An 18,020-nucleotide genomic window follows, 5' to 3' on the forward strand; every position below is an offset into this window, starting at 1 on the left:
CGATCCTCGAGCATTCGCTCGGCCTCGGCCGTCTCGGGGTCGAGCAGATCAGCGTGATCAAGGGGCCGAACAGCACGCTCTACGGCGCTTCCTCGCTGGGCGGCACGATCAAGGTCGACACCCGCCGGCCGTCGTTGAACGGCACCCGCGCGAACGGCGTCGCCGCTGTGTCCTTCACCGAGGACGGGAGCACCAATTATCGCGGCAGCGCGAGCATCTCGGCACCGATCGTAGAGGGCGTGCTCGGCTTTGAGGCAACCGGCTACTACGTGCGCGACGGTGGCTACATCGATGCCCCAGGCGGCGCGAACAACATCAACTCGAGCGAGACCTATGCGCGTGCGGCGCTCGATGACCGCGGCTTCGGCATGGCCTCGGTGCGCTTCATTTGCGGCACCCAGGACCTCCACCGTCGGCTTGAGGAAGAGCTTTCGGATTTTCTCGGGATGGCGGACACGATCCTCTATCCCTCCTGTTTTGATGCCAATGGCGGGCTGTTCGAGACCCTGCTCGGCCCGGAGGATGCGGTGATCTCCGACGAGCTCAATCACGCCAGCATTATCGACGGCATCCGCCTCTCCAAGGCGCGGCGCTTCCGTTATCGCAACAACGACATGGCCGATCTCGAAGTCCAGCTCCAGGCTGCCGATGCGGCCGGAGCGCGGTTCAAGCTGATCACCACCGACGGCGTGTTCTCGATGGACGGCACCATCGCGCAGCTCGATACGATCTGCGATCTGGCCGACCGCTACGGGGCGCTGGTCCATTTCGATGATTGCCACGCCACCGGCTTTCTGGGCGCCAGCGGTCGCGGGACGCACGAATATCGCGGTTGCATGGACCAGGTCGACATCACGACCGGCACGCTCGGCAAGGCGCTCGGCGGCGCTAGCGGAGGTTATACCGCCGCGAGCAGGGAGATCGTCGCGCTGCTGCGCCAACGCTCTCGGCCCTACCTGTTCTCGAACAGTGTCGCGCCGCCGGTGGTGGCCGGCAGCCTCAAGGCGCTCGAAATCGTTCGGCGCGGCGAGGCGCTCGGCCAGCTGCAGCGCAACACGGCGCAGTTCCGGCAGGGCCTTGAGGAGCTCGGCTTCGACCTCCTTCCCGGCGAACATCCGATCATCCCGATCATGCTCCACGATGCCGACCGTGCGGCGCGCTTCGCGGCGACGGCGATGGAGGAGGGCGTCTATGTTACCGCCTTTTCCTATCCGGTTGTGCCACAAGGCAAGGCGCGCATCCGCACCCAGATGTCGAGCGCGCTCGACACGCAGGATGTCGAGCATGCGCTTGCCGCCTTCGCACGGGTCAAGGCCCGCGCAGCGCTTTCGAGCGGCGCAGGGTGCCGACCGTCTCTGGAACCCCAACCGGGTGAAGCGCGGCCGTGAGCGAGCCACCAAAGTATTTGCAGAGGCGTTCGGTCTCGACCTAATCGATGACAGCGATCGGGCCGTGAACCAGCGCGTCTCCCATTATCGACCCGGCTCACGCTTGCGGATTAGGATCACACCCGCCCCCCAGGCTGCCAGCGCCCAGATGGCGAGGATCGCAAAGTGCGGCGCGATTCCTGTAGTCGCGATGACGACCGGCTCGGAACGGGTCGTGACGAGCCGTTCGAAATTCTCGGCCGTCAGGGGCTTGTTCTCCCATGCGGCCGTTAACACCCAGTCCACGCGCTGCGTGATGCGCTCGATCACCTCAGTGCGGAAAGCCTGCGTCGCAGCCATATCGCGTCCGGCCAGACGCTCGCTCGCCAATGTCATCGCCGCCGCAGGAGACCATGCCATGTCGCGTTCGGCCTGAGCAATGGCGCGGCTCTCTTCGGCCAGCTTGATTGCATTGTCCTTGCGAATATCCTGCACCCCCTGCCAGTCAAGAACATGGCGTTCAACCTCGGGGGGGAGCGCATCGAGCTTTGCGGCAGGCATGGTTCGCAGTTCGGGACGCGCGGCGTAAAGACGCGTAAGGAAAGCGACAGGCTCTCGCGCCACTTCGCTGCCAATCCTGCGACTGCGGTGTTCGAACCGGTGACCGCTTGATAATTCCCTCTCGGCAGCGTGCAGACGATACCCCGATATCGAGTCTAAGTGCGGGGCTGCATGAGGATCTTGGCGGATGGTCAGGCGGCATCATGGCTTCGAAGAATCTGGACTTCGGGTCTAGGCTCGTTTTAGCGTCTCGTGCCCGCAGGTGGGACGGGGACATGGCTCGGCCTGGCTCGGGCATTACCGAAGCATTGCCTATCGGCCTAACCTTGTGGATTGCGCTTGTATGAATGTCCCCGCCCCATCCACCGTGTCAGACACGCCCGCGCGCAAGGAACAGGTTGCCCTGCTCATCCAGATCGAGCAGCGGCTGCGCTGGCTGTCTTCGTGGACCGTACACAATGCGAACAATCTTCGTCCGAAGCGGGATGGGCTGAAGGTTGGCGGGCATCAGGCCTCGTGTGCGTCGATGACGGCGATCATGACCGCGCTCTATTTCCACGCGCTGCGCCCGCAGGACAAGGTGGCGGTCAAGCCCCATGCCGGGCCGGTGCTGCACGCGATCCACTACCTGCTGGACGAGCAGACGCGCGAGAAGCTTGAGGCGTTCCGGGGGCTGGGCGGGGCGCAGTCCTATCCCAGCCGCACCAAGGACACGATCCCGGTCGACTTCTCCACCGGCTCGGTCGGGCTCGGGGTGGCGGTGACGGCGTTCAGCTCTCTGGTGCAGGATTACCTCGTTGCCCACGGCCAGCTGGCGGAAGGCGACACGGGCCGGATGATCGCGCTGATGGGCGATGCCGAGCTTGACGAAGGCAATATCTACGAATGCCTGATCGAGGGCTACAAGCACGACCTCAGGAACTGCTGGTGGATCGTCGATTACAACCGCCAGAGCCTCGATGCGACTACGGCGGACCGGATGTTCCGTCGCTTCGACGACATCTTCGAGACCTGCGGCTGGCGGGTGGTGACGCTGAAGCACGGCAGGCTCCAGCGCGAGGCGTTCAGGCGCCCGGGCGGACAGGCGCTGGAAGACTGGATTGAGAACTGCCCCAATGCCGATTTCGCGGTCCTGACCTACCTCGGCGGGGCGGCCTGGCGCGAGCGGCTGGAGCGCGATCTGGCGGGGGTCCGGGGCGTGAAGGAACTGCTCGCCGATCATGACGATGCCGCGCTTGCCCGGCTGATGACCAACCTCGGCGGGCATTGCATCGAGACCCTGCTCGATGCCTTCGACGCTGCAACGGGCGACCAGCCGACCCTGTTCATCGCCTACACGGTGAAGGGCTACGGGTTGCCGCTGGCGGGGCACAAGGACAACCACTCCGGCATGATGAACACCGCGCAGATCGAGGGTCTGCGTGCCGAACTCGGGATCGCACCCGGGCAGGAGTTGGACAAGTGGGCAGGGCTTGGCGACAATCTCGCCGCGCGGCTTGAGGCGCTGGTCAAGGACAGCCCGATCGCGCGCAAGGCGCACGAACACCGCGCGCCTGCCGTGCCCGTTCCCACTCTGCCGGTGCCGGAGGGCGCGGTGCAGTCCACACAGGCCGCCTTCGGGCGGGTGCTGTTCGATCTTGCGAAGTCGGATGAGCCGCTCGCCGACCGGATCGTCACCACCGCGCCCGATGTGACGCAAACGACCAACCTCGGCGCCTTCGTCAACCAGCGCGGGCTGTTCCGGCGGCAGGAACTGGCCGACGTGTTCCAGAAGGCCAAGATCCCCTCGGCGCAGAAGTGGAGCGCGCACACGGCGGGCCAGCATATCGAACTGGGGATTGCCGAGAACAACTTCTTCCTCGCGCTGACATCATTGGGGCTGGCCGCGCCGCATTTCGGCACACGGCTGCTGCCGGTGGGGACGGTCTATGATCCCTTCATCGCCCGCGGCCTCGATGCGCTGAATTACGGCTGCTATCAGGACGCGCGGTTCCTGCTGGTGGGGACGCCTTCGGGCATCTCCCTGGCGGGCGAGGGGGGCGCGCACCAGTCGATCAATACGCCCTTGATCGGGATGGGCCAGCCGGGGCTCGAAAGCTTCGACCCCGCCTTTGCCGATGAGGTCGCGCTGCTGATGCAATGGGCCTTTGCGCATATGCAGGCGGACGGGGGGAGCAGCGTTTATCTCCGCCTCACTACCCGCCAGATCGAACAGCAGGCCCGCAAGGACGACAGCTGGCAGCAAGGCGCCATCGCCGGGGGCTACTGGCTGCGCGAGCCTGCGCCGGGGGCCAAGGCGGCGATCGCCTATAGCGGCGCGGTGGCCCCCGAGGCGCTGAGTACATGGGAGCAATTGCAGGACGATCTGCCCGGCCTCGGCCTGCTGGCGGTGACGTCGCCAGACCGGCTGCATCGCGACTGGTCCGCTGCCCGCGCAGCCCGCTGGCAGGGGAGCACGCGTCAGCCGAGCCATATCGAAAGTCTGCTCGGCCAGCTTGCCCCCGACGCCGGTCTCGTCACCCTGCTCGACGGCTCGCCCGCCGCGCTGTCATGGCTCGGCGGGGTCAAGGGTCACCGTGTCAGCCCGCTCGGCACCGACCGCTTCGGACAGACCGGTGACCTCCCAGACCTCTACCGCACCTACCGCCTCGACGAGGAAGCCATCTTTGAAGCCATGGCAGAGCTGTTCCTCGGCTGATCGAAGCCAGGCTCGCTTTGCTCTACCGTCCGCTATTCGCGCTTTCAGGTGCGTGCCTACGCTGGGTCACCACTGGCGTAGGCGGCCATGGCGAGCGAGCGGATGGCCAGTCTGACCCGGTTCCAATCCGACTCATCGCCTAAAGGCAGACCGGCGAAGTTGCCCGTCGCTGCGCTGCCCAGCACCATCTGTTGAACGGCGGCGATCAGCACGGCGTTGATCGCGGGCGCGTCGATGTTCGCCGGCGGAGCGAGATCACCGCGCAGTCGTGCAATCCAGTCGGCAAGTGCGCGACTGCGGGCTTGAGCGAAGGAATGAGTCAGCGCATTCGGCTCCGAGAGTTCCCACGCGATAATCCGCTGCATCAAGGGGTTGCCGCGGAGCACTTCAACCAGCGCGTCGAGCAGACGTGCAACCAGCTCCGCATAGCTTGCCGCGGGTTGAGAGGGCGCGACGGACAGCGCGGTCTCGATAGCCCGTGCCACGTCCGTGCCGAGCGCTTCGGCGAGCCCGTCGAGTCCGCCAAAATATCGATAGATCAGCTGCTTGTCGCAGCCAGCGGCCCGAGCGATGGCATTGACACCCCATGCACCGAACCCCTTTTCGATCAGGACGTCACGGGCAGCGGCGAGAATCGCGTCCTCCGTACGCGAGCGGTCGCGGGTGCGATCAGGGGCAGTGTCGAGGGCGAGGGAGGATGTGGCTGGCGCGGTCATGCTGCTGTCCTAGACCTATCGCAGAGGGGTTTCCAGCAATAATTCACCGGTCGGTGACAAAAGGGCTTGCGCATGTCACTGGCTGGTGATATCTGCCGTGTCACCACTTGGAGACATGCTATGCAAACGGTCCATTCCCCACGGCTCCCAGCCACCATCCACAACCCCGTCACCGGCGACTCGATCGCCTTTCTTGCCTCGCCTCTGTCGGGCGACGGCGCGGAACTGCGCTTCCGCTGCACCCTCCCGGCCCACGGCGAGGGCGCTCCGCTCCACACGCATGACACCATGACCGAGACCTTTGCGGTCGAATCTGGCGTGCTCGAAGTGAACCTCGGCAACGGCCGTCAGGTCCTGCTTTCGGCGGGCGAGGCCATCGCGATCCCGCCCGGCACGCCGCACGGCTTCCGCAATCCCGGCGATGCGCCAGTCGTGTTCCTCACCACCGCTGATGAGGGCGAGGGGCTGGAGACCTTCCTGCGCGGCATGTATGCGCTCGCCGCTGCGGGCGAGACCAACGGCGCGGGGATGCCGCGCGATCCGCGGGCGCTCGGCCTGCTGCTGCATTATGGGAACCTCGTGATGGTCGGCGTGCCGCGCACCTTGCAGAATGCGCTGCTCGGTCTGCTCGGCTGGGTGGCGCGCGTCACCGGGGCCGACCGCCGGTTGGCTAATCTGGTGCGCGGATCATGAGCGCCGCCCGCCAGCCCGCCTTGGGCACCGCCGCCATCGCGCTCGCGATCCTGTTCAACCTGCCTTATGCCATCCTGGCCGTCAGTTTCGATTATCCCGCGATCCTGCGGCAGCCCCCCGCCGAGGTGTTGGTGCGCTTTGCCGAGGGCTGGGCGGGGCTGGTCCTGACCTGGTATGCCTTCGCCTTGGCCGCTTTGGCCCTGGTACCGCTTGCCATCGGCCTCGCAATGACCCCGCGACGACTGGCCGACCAGCCCGCGATGACGGCCAGCGCGGCGATCGTCGGCGCGCTCGCCGGTCTGACGCAGGCAATCGGGCTGATGCGCTGGGTCTTCGTGGTCCCTGAGCTCGCCCGCGCCGCAGCAAGCGGGGATCCGGCAAGCACGGCGGCGGCGGCCCACAGCTTCGCGCTCATCCATGCCTATGGCGGCGTGGCGATCGGGGAGCATCTCGGCCAGCTCCTGACCGCGCTGTTCGTTGCCCTGCTGGCGATCATCCAATGGCGCGAAAGTCGCCGGATCGCCGCGACCCTCGGCGTGCTGACCGCGCCTTTGCTGGCCTTCGGTACGGGAGAGGGGCTGATGCTGGCGCTGGGGCGGGATGGCGACACCTTCGCGCTCCTTACGATTGCCGGGTTCCTCGGTCTCACCGTCTGGCTGATCGCCACCGGTCTGGGGCTGATACGTCGGGGCTGACCGCCCGTCCTCCACCTGAATTTTCTGCGTTTTCCACCCCGCTCTGGTGCGGCCGCGACGGCCCGTGCCCGGCTTCCTCTCGCCGTCGCCCAGCACAAGGACAATACCATGAAAACTGCCTCTCTCTCGCGCTTCGTCACCCTCCTCGCTCTTGCTCTGCCCTCGGCTGCCTTTGCCGAGGACGAGCGGACGGAGAGCAAAGATATCTCCGGCTACTCCACGCTCGGAATCGCGGCTCTGCCCGAATACGAGGGCGCGGATGATTACCAGATCCTCCCCCTTGTCGACGGCAAGCTCAGCTTTGGCGAGCGCTATGTCGCCATTCAGGGCACCGCGATCCGCGCCAACGTGATCGCCGCCGACAAGATCGAGTTCGGCCCCGTCGCCTCCTTCACCTTCGGGCGCGATGCGGACATCAAGAACGCCGCCGTGGCCGATCTGGGCCGGATCAAGGATGCTTACGAGGTCGGGGCCTTTGCCGCGACGACCTTCGATGTCGCCGGAAACGACAGCTTGCGGCTGTCGCTCCAGGGCGTGCACGATGTCAGCGATGTCCACGGCGGCTATGTGATCGCCGCCAGCGCCACCTATGCCGCACCTGTGGGCGAGCGGGTCAACTTGCAGTTCGACCTCGGCGCGAGTTACGCCAGCGACGATTATGCCGAGACCTACTTTTCGGTCACCCCGGCTGGCGCTGTGGCAAGCGGCTTGCCGCAATTCGCGGCCAAGGGCGGCCTCAAGGATGTCGGCGCCCAGATCATCGCCAGCTATCGGATCGGCGACAACTGGGGCATCGCCGCCACCGCCACCTACCGCCGCCTGCTCGGCGACTTTGCCGATAGCCCGGTGGTAAAGGCAGGCGGCAGCGCCGACCAGCTGAGCGGCGGCGTGGGGGTATTCTTCACCTTTTGAGGATCATCCGTCCGGTCCAGACGACCGGAGCGCTGCTGCAAAGCTATCGGCAATGGCCGAATAGACAGCGTCGCTCCGGCTCGTCCGGGAGAGGGTGCGGGCCCCTTCGAGGGCGGCGATGAACGCTTCGGCCAAAGGACGCGGCGCCGCGACACCGCAGGCCGCGAAGTGGGTGGAGACACCTTCGACCCAAGCTTCCAGCCCGTTGTGGACCAGCGCGGTGTGCCGTGGATCGCCCGGGGCCTTCTCGGTCGCAATGTTCTGCAAGGCACAGCCCAGGGTGTAGTCGCTGGCGCGCATCTCCTGCGCGAAACCGGCGCACAGCATCCGGACGAAGGCCTCCGCATTCCCCGGTGTTGCCGCCGCAACGGCGCTGATCGCCGTCACGCCGCGCGCCGCGAAGCGTTCGACGATTTCGGCCGCGAGCTGATCCTTGCCGCCCTTGAAGTGGAAATAGAACGAGCCCTTGGGCGAGCCGCTCTCTTCAATGATCTGTGCCAGCCCCGTGGCGGCAAAGCCCTGGCGGCGGAACAGGTCTTCAGCAGTGTCGAGCGCCTTGGCGCGGGCATCGGATGTACGGGGCATGGCGCAGCTCTAGCACAAAGCGCTTGACGAATCTATGGTGACCATCATAGTATGGTGATCGCCATACAATTGTGGTGATCGATGATAAGGATTTGCTTCATGCCACTCGTCCAGATTTCCATCCCGGCCGGCTCGCTGTCGCAGGATCAGAAGGCGCTGATGGTCGCCAAGGTCACTGATGCCTGTGTTGAGGCCGAGGGCGTTCCCGCGGTGCGCCAGTTCACTTGGGTGCACATCAACGAAGTGCCCGATGGCGGTTGGGGCATGGCCGGGCGGGCACTGACGCTCGACCAGATGAAGGCCGCGTTGGCGCCACGCTGATGAGCAGCATCATCCCCGATGCCGGGGTTTCCCGCCGTGCTGTCCTTGCGGGCAGCGCGGCGGCAACCGCCGCTCTCGCGCTTCCGGCCGTGACATTGGCAGCGGATGGCGCGGGCGTTCCGGCGCTCGCCGTCCTGTCCTCTGCTTCGCCCGACGAAGACGCTGCATCCCTGCAGCAGGTGATCGCGGCCGTCGCTGCCGCGCTTGCCGCCTCCGGCGCCGACCTTGCCCGCACCTGGGTGCTCGTCGATGCGTGAATTGCTGTTTCTCGCGCCCGGTCGCCTTAGATGGCGCGAGAGGGCCGAACCGCACATCCTTGCCCAAAGCGATGCGCTGGTTCGGCCCATTGCCGCCACCACCTGCGACCTTGATCGTCTGATCATTCGCGGCGAGGCCCCGTTCCGCGGCCCCTTCGCGATCGGCCACGAATGCGTCGCAGAGGTGGTGGCGGTGGGCGAGGCGGTCACCGGCTTTCGCCCCGGCGATAGGGTGGTGGTGAACTGGCACATTTCCTGCGGCAGTTGCCACCATTGCACCACCCGCCGCCCCAACGCCTGCCTCACGCACCAGCCGGGAGCCATGTACGGGCTTCCGGGCCTGGGCGACTGGGGCGGAATGTTCAGCGACCTGCTGCGCGTGGTCGAGGCCGATGTCGCGCTCACCCCGCTGCCCGCCGGGGTCGATCCGGCAATCGTCGCGAGTGCGGGCGACAATATCCCCTTTGGCTGGGAATTCACGATCCCGCACCTCGCCGAAACCCCCGGTGCCGAAGTGCTGGTGATGGGGGGCTGCGGATCGATCGCGCTCTACGCGGTGATGTTTGCGCGAGCAGGCGGCGCGGCGCGGGTCGAGTATCGCGATACGGACCGCGGCCGGCTGGAGATTGCCGCGCGCTACGGCGCCGATGTCGTGGAAGGCCCGCCGCCCCGCCGCGCCGGAGAATTCCCGATCGTGGTCGATGCCAGCGCTGATGAGGCAGCCCTGAAGTGCGCCCTGCGTTCGGTCGCGCCCGAGGGTATTGTCTCGTCAGTCGGCGGCCATTTCGGCGACGTCTCCATGCCGCTGTTCAAGATGTATCAACGCGGAGTACGGTTCTACACCGGCAGGGGACGCGGCGGGCCCAATGTGGCCGAGGCGCTGGAATGGGTGGCGAAGGGACTTGCCGATCCCGCGCCTGTCGTCTCGTGCATCGCCCCGTTCGATGACGCACCGGCCGTTCTGGCTGAAGGACTTACCAAGCCGGTGCTGGTGCGCGACTGATCACCTGCTGCTTGGCATGGCGATGCCTGCTGGCGTTCACCCGATCTGGTGCCAGACCAGCGCCGAGAAGCCGAGCCATGTGGTGAACATGATCAGGTAGGGCCAGCGCCTTGGCCATAGGTGGGCGACCAGCAACGTCGCTGCGGCTGTTCCGCCAAGGGCGAACAGGGCCGCGCTTGCTGCCGGTGTGCCGGGTCCGGTGAGTGCTGACTGGATGGCCATGCTGGCCCATTGTGCTGGCAGCAGAGCCAGCAGCCAGCCGGGCAGGGCATCCGGTGTCGCCGCAGCGGTTGCGACGACCGCGGCCTCTCCTGCGACCACGGCAACCGCGATCCACCAGCCCTTGTCGGCTGCGCTGCGGGCAAACAGGGTGCCGCGGGCAGCGAAGCTGGTGCTGGCGATGATGACGGCCAATCCGGTTGCCAAGGGATTCGCCAAGCGTGGCATTCCCAGCGCGAAGGCGAGCCAGACGAGGACCGCTCCTGTCAGCAACGCCAGCGCGATACCGACCCACAGCCTCCCTGCGATGGCCGCTGCAATCATGCCGGCTCCCATCAGCCCGACCGCAAGGGTTGGTCCGGCGATCCGGGCGATCGGCGGAGTGGCGGTTGCATCGCCCAGCAGCAGCATGGCGAGTGCAGGTGCAACGACCCCGGCCAAGCCTGCCGTCAGCCATGCCAGAAGCGGCCGTCCGGGCGGCTGATGCGGGAGCGAAGACGTCATGCGGCGGACATTGTGTGAAGTCCCCGCCATTGTCGAGCTTGCGCGATCAGGCGTATGATGCCCTGATGAGCGGGAACGCTGCGCTCAGGTGTGTCCCCACAGCGGGCACCGGATTCCGGCGCGGCGAAGCCGCCGCCCTTGGCGTCACTCCGCTGGTTCGAGCGCGGTCTGCGCTTCGCCCCAGGCGGGGAAGGGATCGTTGAGCCGCTCCCACTTTTCGGGCGCGAATTCGTCGGTGGGGACAAGGCAGTCATCAAGCGCCTTGGTGATCGCCGCCTTGTCGAGCCCGATGCCGATGAACACCAGCTCCTGCCGCCGGTCGCCCCACACCGCGTCCCAGTGGCGGATCACGAATTCCTCGAAGGTGCCGTCATCGGGCCAGCGGTTCCTTGGCACGGCGGCCCACCAGCGGCCCATGCGGCTGACCGTCTTCTGGTGCCCGGCAATCGCCAGCTCGCCCAGAAATTCGCTGCGGGTGGCGAGCCAGAAGTGCCCCTTGGCGCGGATCACCTTGTCGAGCGCGTCGCTGGTGAGGAAGCGGTAGAACATCGCCGGATGGAACGGGCGGCGGGCACGATAGACGAAGCTTTCGACGCCGTATTCCTCGCTTTCGGGGCGATGGCTGGCGTAGTCGTAGAGCTCCTTCATCCACAGCGGGTGCTGTTCGGAGCGTTCCTCGTCATAAAGGCCGGTGTCGAGGATGGTGTCGAGCGCGACCTTGCCGAAATCGGCTTCGACGATCCGCGCATCGGCATTGAGCGAGGCGACCACCTGCTTGACCGTGGCCAGTTGTTCGGGGCTCACGGCGCTCGCCTTGTTGACGATCACCACGTCGGCGAATTCGATCTGTTCGACCAGAAGGCCCACAAGGCTGCGATCATCGCCTTCGCCCGCCGTCTCGCCGCGCGCCGAGAGCAGATCGGTGCTCGAATAATCGGCGAGCAGGTTGAGCGCATCGACCACGGTCACCATCGTGTCGAGCCGCGCGACATCGCCGAGGCATTCGTCATATTCATCCCGGAACGAGAAGGTCGCGGCGACCGGCAGGGGTTCGGAAATCCCGGTGCTCTCGATCACCAGATAGTCGAACCGACCTTCCTCGGCGAGCTTGCGCACTTCCTTCAGCAGATCATCGCGCAGGGTGCAGCAGATGCAGCCATTGGTCATCTCGACCAGCGTTTCCTCCGCGCGGGAGAGGGCCGCTTCGCCGCCACGCACCAGATCGGCGTCGATATTGACCTCGCTCTTGTCGTTGACGATCACCGCCACCCGCTTGCCCTCGCGATTGGCGAGGATGTGGTTGAGCAGCGTCGTCTTGCCCGCCCCGAGAAATCCCGAGAGCACGGTGACGGGCAGGCGGCGGTCGGCGCTGGACGGAGCGAATGCGGGGGCGGTCATGCGGAAATCCTGTGATGTGCGGCTTGTAAAGACGTGGCCGCACATTAAGTGATGTTGTAACATTACGCAACAGGGATAAGGCATGGCCGGTTCACCAACACAGACGCGCAGCGAGGCACCGTGGCACCACTTCGGTATGGGTCTATCGGCGCTGTGCCTCGTGCATTGCCTCGCCCTGCCGTGGCTGCTTGCGAGCATGCCGGTGGTGATGCTCACCGCCTTGCCCGAGGGACTGCGCGAGAACGAGTGGCTCCACGCCGCGCTGATCTTGCCCGTGCTGCTGGTGAGCGGCCCGGTGCTGCTGCGCGCGAGCCCGGGGCGCTGGCAGATCGGATCGGTGCTGGCGGCCTTCGCCGCGCTGCTCGGCGGACTCTTCGTCGGCAGTGAGGCCGGAGAGCAGGCATTGACCGTGACCGGAGCGGCGCTGCTGCTGGCAGCGCATGGGGCGCGGTTGCGGGCTGTGCACCGGCATTGACGCGGTGGTGGCCGCCGCCGCGGCGGATGGCGGCTTGCCACAACGCGCGACCTCGCCCAAGATTGCGTCGTCGGACATGAGCCGACGATCCGGCTGAAGGGGAAAAGCCGATGCTGATGCGCGATCTCGGGATCATTCCTGCACCAAAGGCGGACAGGGCGGGCGATGGCCCAAGCCCCTATGTCAATCTCAGCCGCCGCGCGTTTGTGGGCGGGGCGGGGCTGTTTGTCCTTGGCGTGACGTTGGCGGGCTGTTCAAGCTATGTCGAACCGGTCATCGATGCCGATGCCTTCAAGCTGCCTGACCCCGGCGCCAGCCCGCTCACCGGCGTGAAGGGCGGGGATGCCACCCCTTCGCTGTGGATCGCGATCGACAAGGACGGGACGGTCAAGATCACCTGCCACCGCTCCGAGATGGGGCAGCAGACCTGGACGGCGATGGCCCAGATCGTCGCCGATGAACTTGAGGCCGATTGGGACAAGGTCGCCATCGTCCAGGCCGAAGGGCATGAGCGTTACGGCGACCAGAACACCGATGGTTCACGCTCGGTCCGGTTCAATTTCCACCGGCTGCGCGTTGCTGGCGCGGCGATGCGGCATATGCTGGTCGCGGCCGCCGCACTGTACTGGAAGCTGCCGCAGGACCAGTGCTCGGCCAAGGGCGGACTCGTCAGCAATACCAAGAACAACGAGACTCTGTCCTATGGCAATCTGGCCGAACTGGCCGGGCGGCTCGCCATTCCGGCCGAGGCCGATATCAGGCTCAAGACCCCCAAGGAGTGGCGCTATATCCGCGAGGAAATCCCTTCGCTGACGGTGCCGCGTATCGTGAAGGGCGACAGCACCTTCGGGATCGACGTCAGGCGGCCGGGCATGGTCTATGCCGTTGTCGCCCGCCCGCCGCAGCTTTTCGGCCGGGTCGGCAGCGTGGACGATGCCAAGGCGCTGGCGGTGCCCGGCGTGCTCAGCACCATGCGACTGCCCGATGCCAAGCCGCCCGCGCTTTTCCAGCCCTTGGGCGGTGTGGCCGTGGTTGCGCGCGACACCTGGGCCGCGATCGAGGGGCGGCGCGCGCTGGAGATCGCATGGCAGGACGGCCCCAATGCCGGTTACGATTCCGAAGCCTATGCCAAGCAGTTGCAGGCCACCGCGCGGAGGAGCGGCAAGGTGCGCCGGTCGCGCGGCAATGTCAGCGCGGCGCTGGCTTCTGCGGCGAAGCGGGTGACAGCGGAATATTACGCCCCGCACCTGAACCAATCCCCCATGGAGCCGCCGAGCGCGACGGCGGAATGGGATGGCGACCGGCTCGAATGCTGGGCCTGCGTCCAGGACCCGCAGAACACGCGCGATACGCTCGCCGAGGCGCTGGGGATTCCCAAGGACAACATCAAGGTCACCCCGACTTGGTTGGGCGGTGCCTTTGGGCGCAAGTCCAAGCCCGATTTTGTGATTGAGGCGGCCCTGATCGCCCGCGAAGTCGGCAAGCCGGTCAAGGTCACCTGGACTCGCGAGGATGATATCCGCCACGGCTTCTACCACTCGGTCAGCGCGCAATATTGCGAAGCCGGGCTCGACGCGGAGGGCCAATGCACCGCATGGCTGCACCGCACGGTGTTCCCCCCGATCTCCTCGACCTTCGACAACACGGTGGCCGAGCCGAGCGATGGCGAAATGAGCATGGGCGCCACAGATGTGCCCTTTGCCGCGCCCAACCTGCGGGTCGAATCCGGCGATGCCAAGGGCCATATGCGGATCGGCTGGCTGCGCTCGGTCGCGAATATCTACCACGCCTTTGCGGTGCAGAGCTTCGCCGCCGAACTCGCCCATGCGGCGGGGCGTGACCAGAAAGACTATCTGCTCGAACTGATCGGTCCGCCGCGCCTGATCGACCCGGAAGCGGAGGGGGCGACATACGGCAATTACGGGGCCGAACTGGCGGAATATCCGATCGACACGGGGCGGCTGCGCAATGTCGTGGAGAAGGCCGCGGCGATGGCGGACTGGGGGCGCAAGCTGCCCGCGGGACGGGGCTTGGGGATCGCGGTCCACCGCTCGTTTCTCACCTACATCGCCACAGTCATCGAAGTGGCGGTGGCCAAGGATGGCACGCTCCGTATCCCGGGCGTGTGGCTGGCGGTGGATGCGGGGACCGTGATCAACCCGCGCCACGTGCGCGCGCAGATGGAGGGCGGGACGATCTACGGGCTGTCGAACGCGCTCTACGGCGCGATAACGGCCAAGGACGGCGCGGTCGTGCAGGACAACTTCCCGAGCTGGCGGCTGATGCGGATGGGTGAGGCCCCGCGCGACTTCGAGGTGGAAATCATCGCTTCGGACGCGCCGCCCGGCGGGGTGGGGGAACCGGCGACGCCGCCCGCCGCTCCCGCGCTCGCCAATGCGATCTTCGCTGCGACCGGGCACCGGCTGCGCACGCTGCCGTTGATCGGGGCCGAGGGCGACACGCTCAAGCTGCCCACGCAGACAACCGTTTAGGATCAGGAGCCGACCATGGCCATTACCCTCAAAATCAACGGGAAATCCGCAAGTGTCGATGCGGCTCCCGGCACGCCCTTGCTGTGGGTGCTGCGCGATCATCTCGGCATGACGGGCACGAAGTTCGGCTGCGGGGTCGCGCAATGCGGGGCTTGTACTGTCCATGTCGACGGCGCGCCGACCCGTTCCTGCGTGACGCCGCACGATTCGCTCGAAGGGGCGGAGATCACCACGATCGAAGGCGTCGCAGGCCCCGCCGCCGATGCCATTCGTCAGGTGTGGGTCGCCAATGACGTCCCGCAATGCGGCTATTGCCAATCGGGTCAGATCATGGCCGCGACGGCTCTGTTGCGGGACAATCCCGCCCCCGATGACGCGGCCATCGATGAAGCGATGAGCGGCAACCTGTGCCGCTGCGCCACCTATATGAGCATCCGCCGCGCTATCAAGGAAGCCGCCGCGCTGGGCTGATCGCGGCGCGTCAGCCCGTCACTGCGTGGCGGTGCTGACCACCTTGCCATCGATCACCACGCCAACGGTGTGCGAGGCATATTCGAAGGGATCGCCGTCGAACAGCGCGACATCGCCATCCTTGCCGACTTCGAGCGAACCGACGCGCTTTTCCAGCCCGATCACGCGCGCGGCATCGATGGTGATGCTGGCCAGTGCGTCATTCCACGCCAGCCCGTTGGCCGCCGCGACCCCGGCTTCGAACAGGATCACCCGCGTCTTGGGGACATAGCCCTCGTAACCCGACTGATAGGCGAACGGTATGCCCGCGGCGCGCAGCGCCGCTCCGGTGGTGAAGCTGGCGTTTTCGAACTCGCCATATTGCCGCGCCATCGGCGGGTGGAGGATCACCTTGACCCCGGCGGCCTTGATCTCTGACGTCAGCAGATAGGCCTCGGCCGCGCCGTCGAGCACGACATCAATGCCGAACTCCTGCCGCAGCCGCAGGGCGCTCATGATGTCCTGCGCACGGTGGGCGGTGATCAGCAGCGGTAGCTTGCGGGCAAGCACATCGCGCATCACCTGCACCTCCAGGCTGGGAGGCTTGTCCGGGCCGGACTTTGCCTCGCCCTTCTTCGCAGGCTTGGGCGCCTCGCCTTCCTTGGCGGCAAGCAGCGCCTGACGCAGCATCGCCATCTGCTTGGCTCGCGTACCGGGGGCCTTGCCACCCTCGGCCAGCGCGCCGGACCCGAGGTTCGCCGCGACCATCGCGCGGGGCACGATCACGGCGGCATCGGCCGTGTTGCCGACGGTCTTGGCGATCATCGTCTGCCCCGAAACCAGCGCGCCGGGTCCGTGGCCGGTGTGGATCGTGGTCACCCCGAAGCCGCGCAGCCATGCCACCAGCGCCTCGCCGGGATTATAGGCGTCAATCGCGCGCAGTTGCGGCTGCACGGGAGCACTTTCGTCGAGCTGATCCTGATCATGCTCCTGATTGAGGTAGCCCGCCAGCCCGACCACGGTGCGTGCATCGACCAGACCGGGGGTGACGACCTTGGCCTCGACGACGGTGAATCCCTCAGGGATCGGTGTGCTGGCGGCAGGTCCGACGGCGACGATCTTGCCGTCGTCAATCACCACCACCCCGTCGGTGATGGCGGGGCCGGCCATGGTGTGGACCTGGTCGCCCTTGATGGCGATGTCCTGCGCGTGGGCCGCTGTGCCAAGCGCGAGTGCGCTGACGGCGGTAAGGCAATATCCGGCGATACGCATCAGTGGTGCCCTTCCGCTTCGGCAAGTTCCCAGTGGTGATGCGAGGCTTCCATCGGGCTGCCCGCGCCAAACCCTCCCGTCGCCATCAACAGATCCTCAGGCAGGCTGCGATCGAACAGCTTGTCGCCCTCCACCCAGGTTTCCAGCACGTGGGTATAGGTCGACAGCGGATCGCCATCGAGCACCAGAAAGTCGGCATCCTTGCCCACTTCAAGCGAGCCGACGCGGGCATCGAGCCGCATCTGCCTTGCCCCGTTGATGGTCAGCGCTCGCAAGGCGCCCTCGCGGCTCATCCCGCCGCGCACCGCGAGCGCGGCCTCGCGCAGCATCATGCGCGAATCCACGATCGCGTCGTCCGAATGGATCGACACCAGCACACCCGCGCGTTCGAGGATGGCGGCATTGTCCATCCTGAGATCGACCGTCTCCAGCTTGCCGCCCGGCGCATCCAGCGTGATGTTCGATACCGGCACCCCGGCCTTGGCCAGTTCCTCGGCGACTTTCCATGTTTCGGTGCCATGCTGGATCAGCACGCTGAAACCGAATTCCTGCTTGAGCCGCAGCACAGTCATGATGTCATCGGCGCGGTGGGTGTGGAAATGGACGAGCCGTTCGCCCGAGAGCACCTCGCACAGCGCTTCCTTGCCAAGATCGCGCTTCTTGCGGTCGCCGTCGCAATAGGCCTTGGCCTCGGTCAGCTGCTCGCGCACCAGCGATGCGGACTTGGCGCGGGTGCCGGGGAAGCCGCTGCCGCCCATCGGGTTGGTCCCGTTCGCCATCTTCATCCCGCCGAGCGCCGCGCCGTCCTTCATCTGGAACGCGATGTCATCGACGGTACGGCCCTTGCGCAACTTCATGTAGAAGGTCTGACCGCTCAACAGATGGCCCGATCCCGGCATGATGTTGGCGGTGGTGACCCCGCCGGCGCGCGCCTTGTCGATCGAGGTGGAGAAAGGGTTGATCGAATCCAGCGCGCGGACTTCGGGCTGGATCGGGCCGGAACCGTCCGCGCCCGCCACCTGGCCAATATGCGAATGGGTATCGACGATACCGGGCATGATCACCCGGCCATCAACGGCGCGGCGTTCGGCCTCCGCGGGAATGGCGACATTGGCACCCACCGCGATGATCTTGCCATCCTTGATCACGATTGTGCCGTTCTCGATCGGCTCGCCCGCCATGGTGAGGATGCGCGCGCCGGTGAAGGCAAGCGGGCGCTCCTGCGCTGCCAAGGGGTTTGCTGTGAGAGCGATGCCGGTAAGGGCGGTTCCCGTCAGACCGGCGATTGCCCATCGCCTCGACTTTGCAAATGCCACGAGGCGCTTCTCCCTGTTGATGCCCGCTGGCGTGTTACTTGAAGGCCCAGCCCGCCGTGCACAAGCCCAAAAGAGCGGGTTGCCGG

General features: G+C 66.3%; 18 protein-coding genes. 11 read left to right on the plus strand and 7 right to left on the minus strand.

What is annotated here, in order from left to right; all coding sequences use genetic code 11:
• Positions 1–53: 53 nt before the first annotated feature.
• On the plus strand, positions 54–1,388 hold the full coding sequence (locus ACLBKT_RS02610; RefSeq protein WP_410181420.1) for a glycine C-acetyltransferase: 1,335 nt from the start codon (positions 54–56) through the stop codon (positions 1,386–1,388).
• Between the two features lie 84 nt (positions 1,389–1,472).
• On the opposite strand, the gene ACLBKT_RS02615 is transcribed toward ACLBKT_RS02610, so the two are convergent.
• Positions 1,473–1,991, minus strand: coding sequence for a DUF3526 domain-containing protein (locus tag ACLBKT_RS02615; protein ID WP_410181421.1), 519 nt, complete (start codon positions 1,989–1,991; stop codon positions 1,473–1,475).
• Positions 1,992–2,271: 280 nt separating this feature from the next.
• On the opposite strand from ACLBKT_RS02615, the gene ACLBKT_RS02620 reads away from it, so the two are divergent.
• Positions 2,272–4,626 carry a transketolase gene (locus ACLBKT_RS02620; protein WP_410181422.1) on the plus strand — a complete coding sequence of 785 codons (2,355 nt, stop codon included), beginning with the start codon at positions 2,272–2,274 and terminating at the stop codon, positions 4,624–4,626.
• Positions 4,627–4,682: 56 nt separating this feature from the next.
• On the opposite strand, the gene ACLBKT_RS02625 is transcribed toward ACLBKT_RS02620, so the two are convergent.
• Positions 4,683–5,342 carry a TetR/AcrR family transcriptional regulator gene (locus ACLBKT_RS02625; RefSeq protein ID WP_410181423.1) on the minus strand — a complete coding sequence of 220 codons (660 nt, stop codon included), beginning with the start codon at positions 5,340–5,342 and terminating at the stop codon, positions 4,683–4,685.
• A gap of 120 nt (positions 5,343–5,462) precedes the next feature.
• Here ACLBKT_RS02625 and ACLBKT_RS02630 point away from each other — a divergent pair, with 120 nt between their 5' ends.
• The 3 genes from ACLBKT_RS02630 to ACLBKT_RS02640 all read left to right on the plus strand — a co-directional run bounded on the left by ACLBKT_RS02630 (position 5,463) and on the right by ACLBKT_RS02640 (position 7,642).
• Positions 5,463–6,035 carry a cupin domain-containing protein gene (locus ACLBKT_RS02630; RefSeq protein WP_410181424.1) on the plus strand — a complete coding sequence of 191 codons (573 nt, stop codon included), beginning with the start codon at positions 5,463–5,465 and terminating at the stop codon, positions 6,033–6,035.
• Positions 6,032–6,730: a DUF4386 family protein gene (locus ACLBKT_RS02635; RefSeq protein WP_410181425.1), complete on the plus strand. Its 699-nt coding sequence runs from the start codon at positions 6,032–6,034 to the stop codon at positions 6,728–6,730. The genes ACLBKT_RS02630 and ACLBKT_RS02635 overlap by 4 nt, the downstream gene beginning before the upstream one ends.
• 108 nt (positions 6,731–6,838) lie before the next feature.
• Positions 6,839–7,642 carry a MipA/OmpV family protein gene (locus ACLBKT_RS02640; protein WP_410181426.1) on the plus strand — a complete coding sequence of 268 codons (804 nt, stop codon included), beginning with the start codon at positions 6,839–6,841 and terminating at the stop codon, positions 7,640–7,642.
• 3 nt (positions 7,643–7,645) lie between these two features.
• On the opposite strand, the gene ACLBKT_RS02645 is transcribed toward ACLBKT_RS02640, so the two are convergent.
• A complete protein-coding gene (locus ACLBKT_RS02645) occupies positions 7,646–8,227 on the minus strand; it encodes a TetR/AcrR family transcriptional regulator (RefSeq protein WP_410181427.1) in 582 nt (193 codons plus the stop codon).
• A gap of 99 nt (positions 8,228–8,326) precedes the next feature.
• On the opposite strand from ACLBKT_RS02645, the gene ACLBKT_RS02650 reads away from it, so the two are divergent.
• The 3 genes from ACLBKT_RS02650 to ACLBKT_RS02660 are packed head-to-tail and all read left to right on the plus strand — an operon-like array spanning position 8,327 to position 9,808.
• Positions 8,327–8,548, plus strand: a complete 222-nt coding sequence (locus ACLBKT_RS02650) for a tautomerase family protein (RefSeq protein WP_410181428.1) — start codon at positions 8,327–8,329, stop codon at positions 8,546–8,548.
• The gene (locus ACLBKT_RS02655) at positions 8,548–8,805 is read left to right on the plus strand and encodes a hypothetical protein (RefSeq protein WP_410181429.1); all 258 of its coding nucleotides are present in this window, start codon (positions 8,548–8,550) and stop codon (positions 8,803–8,805) included. The genes ACLBKT_RS02650 and ACLBKT_RS02655 overlap by 1 nt, the downstream gene beginning before the upstream one ends.
• The gene (locus ACLBKT_RS02660) at positions 8,798–9,808 is read left to right on the plus strand and encodes a zinc-dependent alcohol dehydrogenase (protein ID WP_410181430.1); all 1,011 of its coding nucleotides are present in this window, start codon (positions 8,798–8,800) and stop codon (positions 9,806–9,808) included. Before ACLBKT_RS02655 ends, ACLBKT_RS02660 begins: the two co-directional genes overlap by 8 nt.
• Positions 9,809–9,844: 36 nt before the next feature.
• On the opposite strand, the gene ACLBKT_RS02665 is transcribed toward ACLBKT_RS02660, so the two are convergent.
• Both ACLBKT_RS02665 and ACLBKT_RS02670 read right to left on the minus strand, forming a co-directional pair.
• Positions 9,845–10,531: a hypothetical protein gene (locus tag ACLBKT_RS02665; RefSeq protein WP_410181431.1), complete on the minus strand. Its 687-nt coding sequence runs from the start codon at positions 10,529–10,531 to the stop codon at positions 9,845–9,847.
• A gap of 144 nt (positions 10,532–10,675) precedes the next feature.
• Positions 10,676–11,929 carry a GTP-binding protein gene (locus ACLBKT_RS02670; protein ID WP_410181432.1) on the minus strand — a complete coding sequence of 418 codons (1,254 nt, stop codon included), beginning with the start codon at positions 11,927–11,929 and terminating at the stop codon, positions 10,676–10,678.
• 82 nt (positions 11,930–12,011) lie between these two features.
• Here ACLBKT_RS02670 and ACLBKT_RS02675 point away from each other — a divergent pair, with 82 nt between their 5' ends.
• From ACLBKT_RS02675 to ACLBKT_RS02685, 3 genes are all read left to right on the plus strand, one after another.
• Entirely contained in the window at positions 12,012–12,404 is a 393-nt protein-coding gene (locus ACLBKT_RS02675) for a MerC domain-containing protein (RefSeq protein ID WP_410181433.1), read from the plus strand.
• A gap of 110 nt (positions 12,405–12,514) precedes the next feature.
• A complete protein-coding gene (locus ACLBKT_RS02680) occupies positions 12,515–14,896 on the plus strand; it encodes a molybdopterin cofactor-binding domain-containing protein (RefSeq protein ID WP_410181434.1) in 2,382 nt (793 codons plus the stop codon).
• 15 nt (positions 14,897–14,911) lie between these two features.
• Entirely contained in the window at positions 14,912–15,367 is a 456-nt protein-coding gene (locus tag ACLBKT_RS02685; protein WP_410181435.1) for a (2Fe-2S)-binding protein, read from the plus strand.
• 18 nt (positions 15,368–15,385) lie between these two features.
• Here ACLBKT_RS02685 and ACLBKT_RS02690 read toward each other — a convergent pair whose 3' ends face one another.
• Together ACLBKT_RS02690 and ACLBKT_RS02695 are read right to left on the minus strand one after the other, a co-directional pair.
• On the minus strand, positions 15,386–16,618 hold the full coding sequence (locus ACLBKT_RS02690; protein ID WP_410181436.1) for an amidohydrolase family protein: 1,233 nt from the start codon (positions 16,616–16,618) through the stop codon (positions 15,386–15,388).
• Positions 16,618–17,934: an amidohydrolase family protein gene (locus ACLBKT_RS02695; RefSeq protein ID WP_410181437.1), complete on the minus strand. Its 1,317-nt coding sequence runs from the start codon at positions 17,932–17,934 to the stop codon at positions 16,618–16,620. The genes ACLBKT_RS02690 and ACLBKT_RS02695 overlap by 1 nt, the downstream gene beginning before the upstream one ends.
• Positions 17,935–18,020: the final 86 nt, after the last annotated feature.

The organism is Erythrobacter sp. W302b (assembly GCF_046452395.1).
In the GTDB taxonomy this organism is placed as follows: Bacteria; Pseudomonadota; Alphaproteobacteria; order Sphingomonadales; family Sphingomonadaceae; genus Erythrobacter.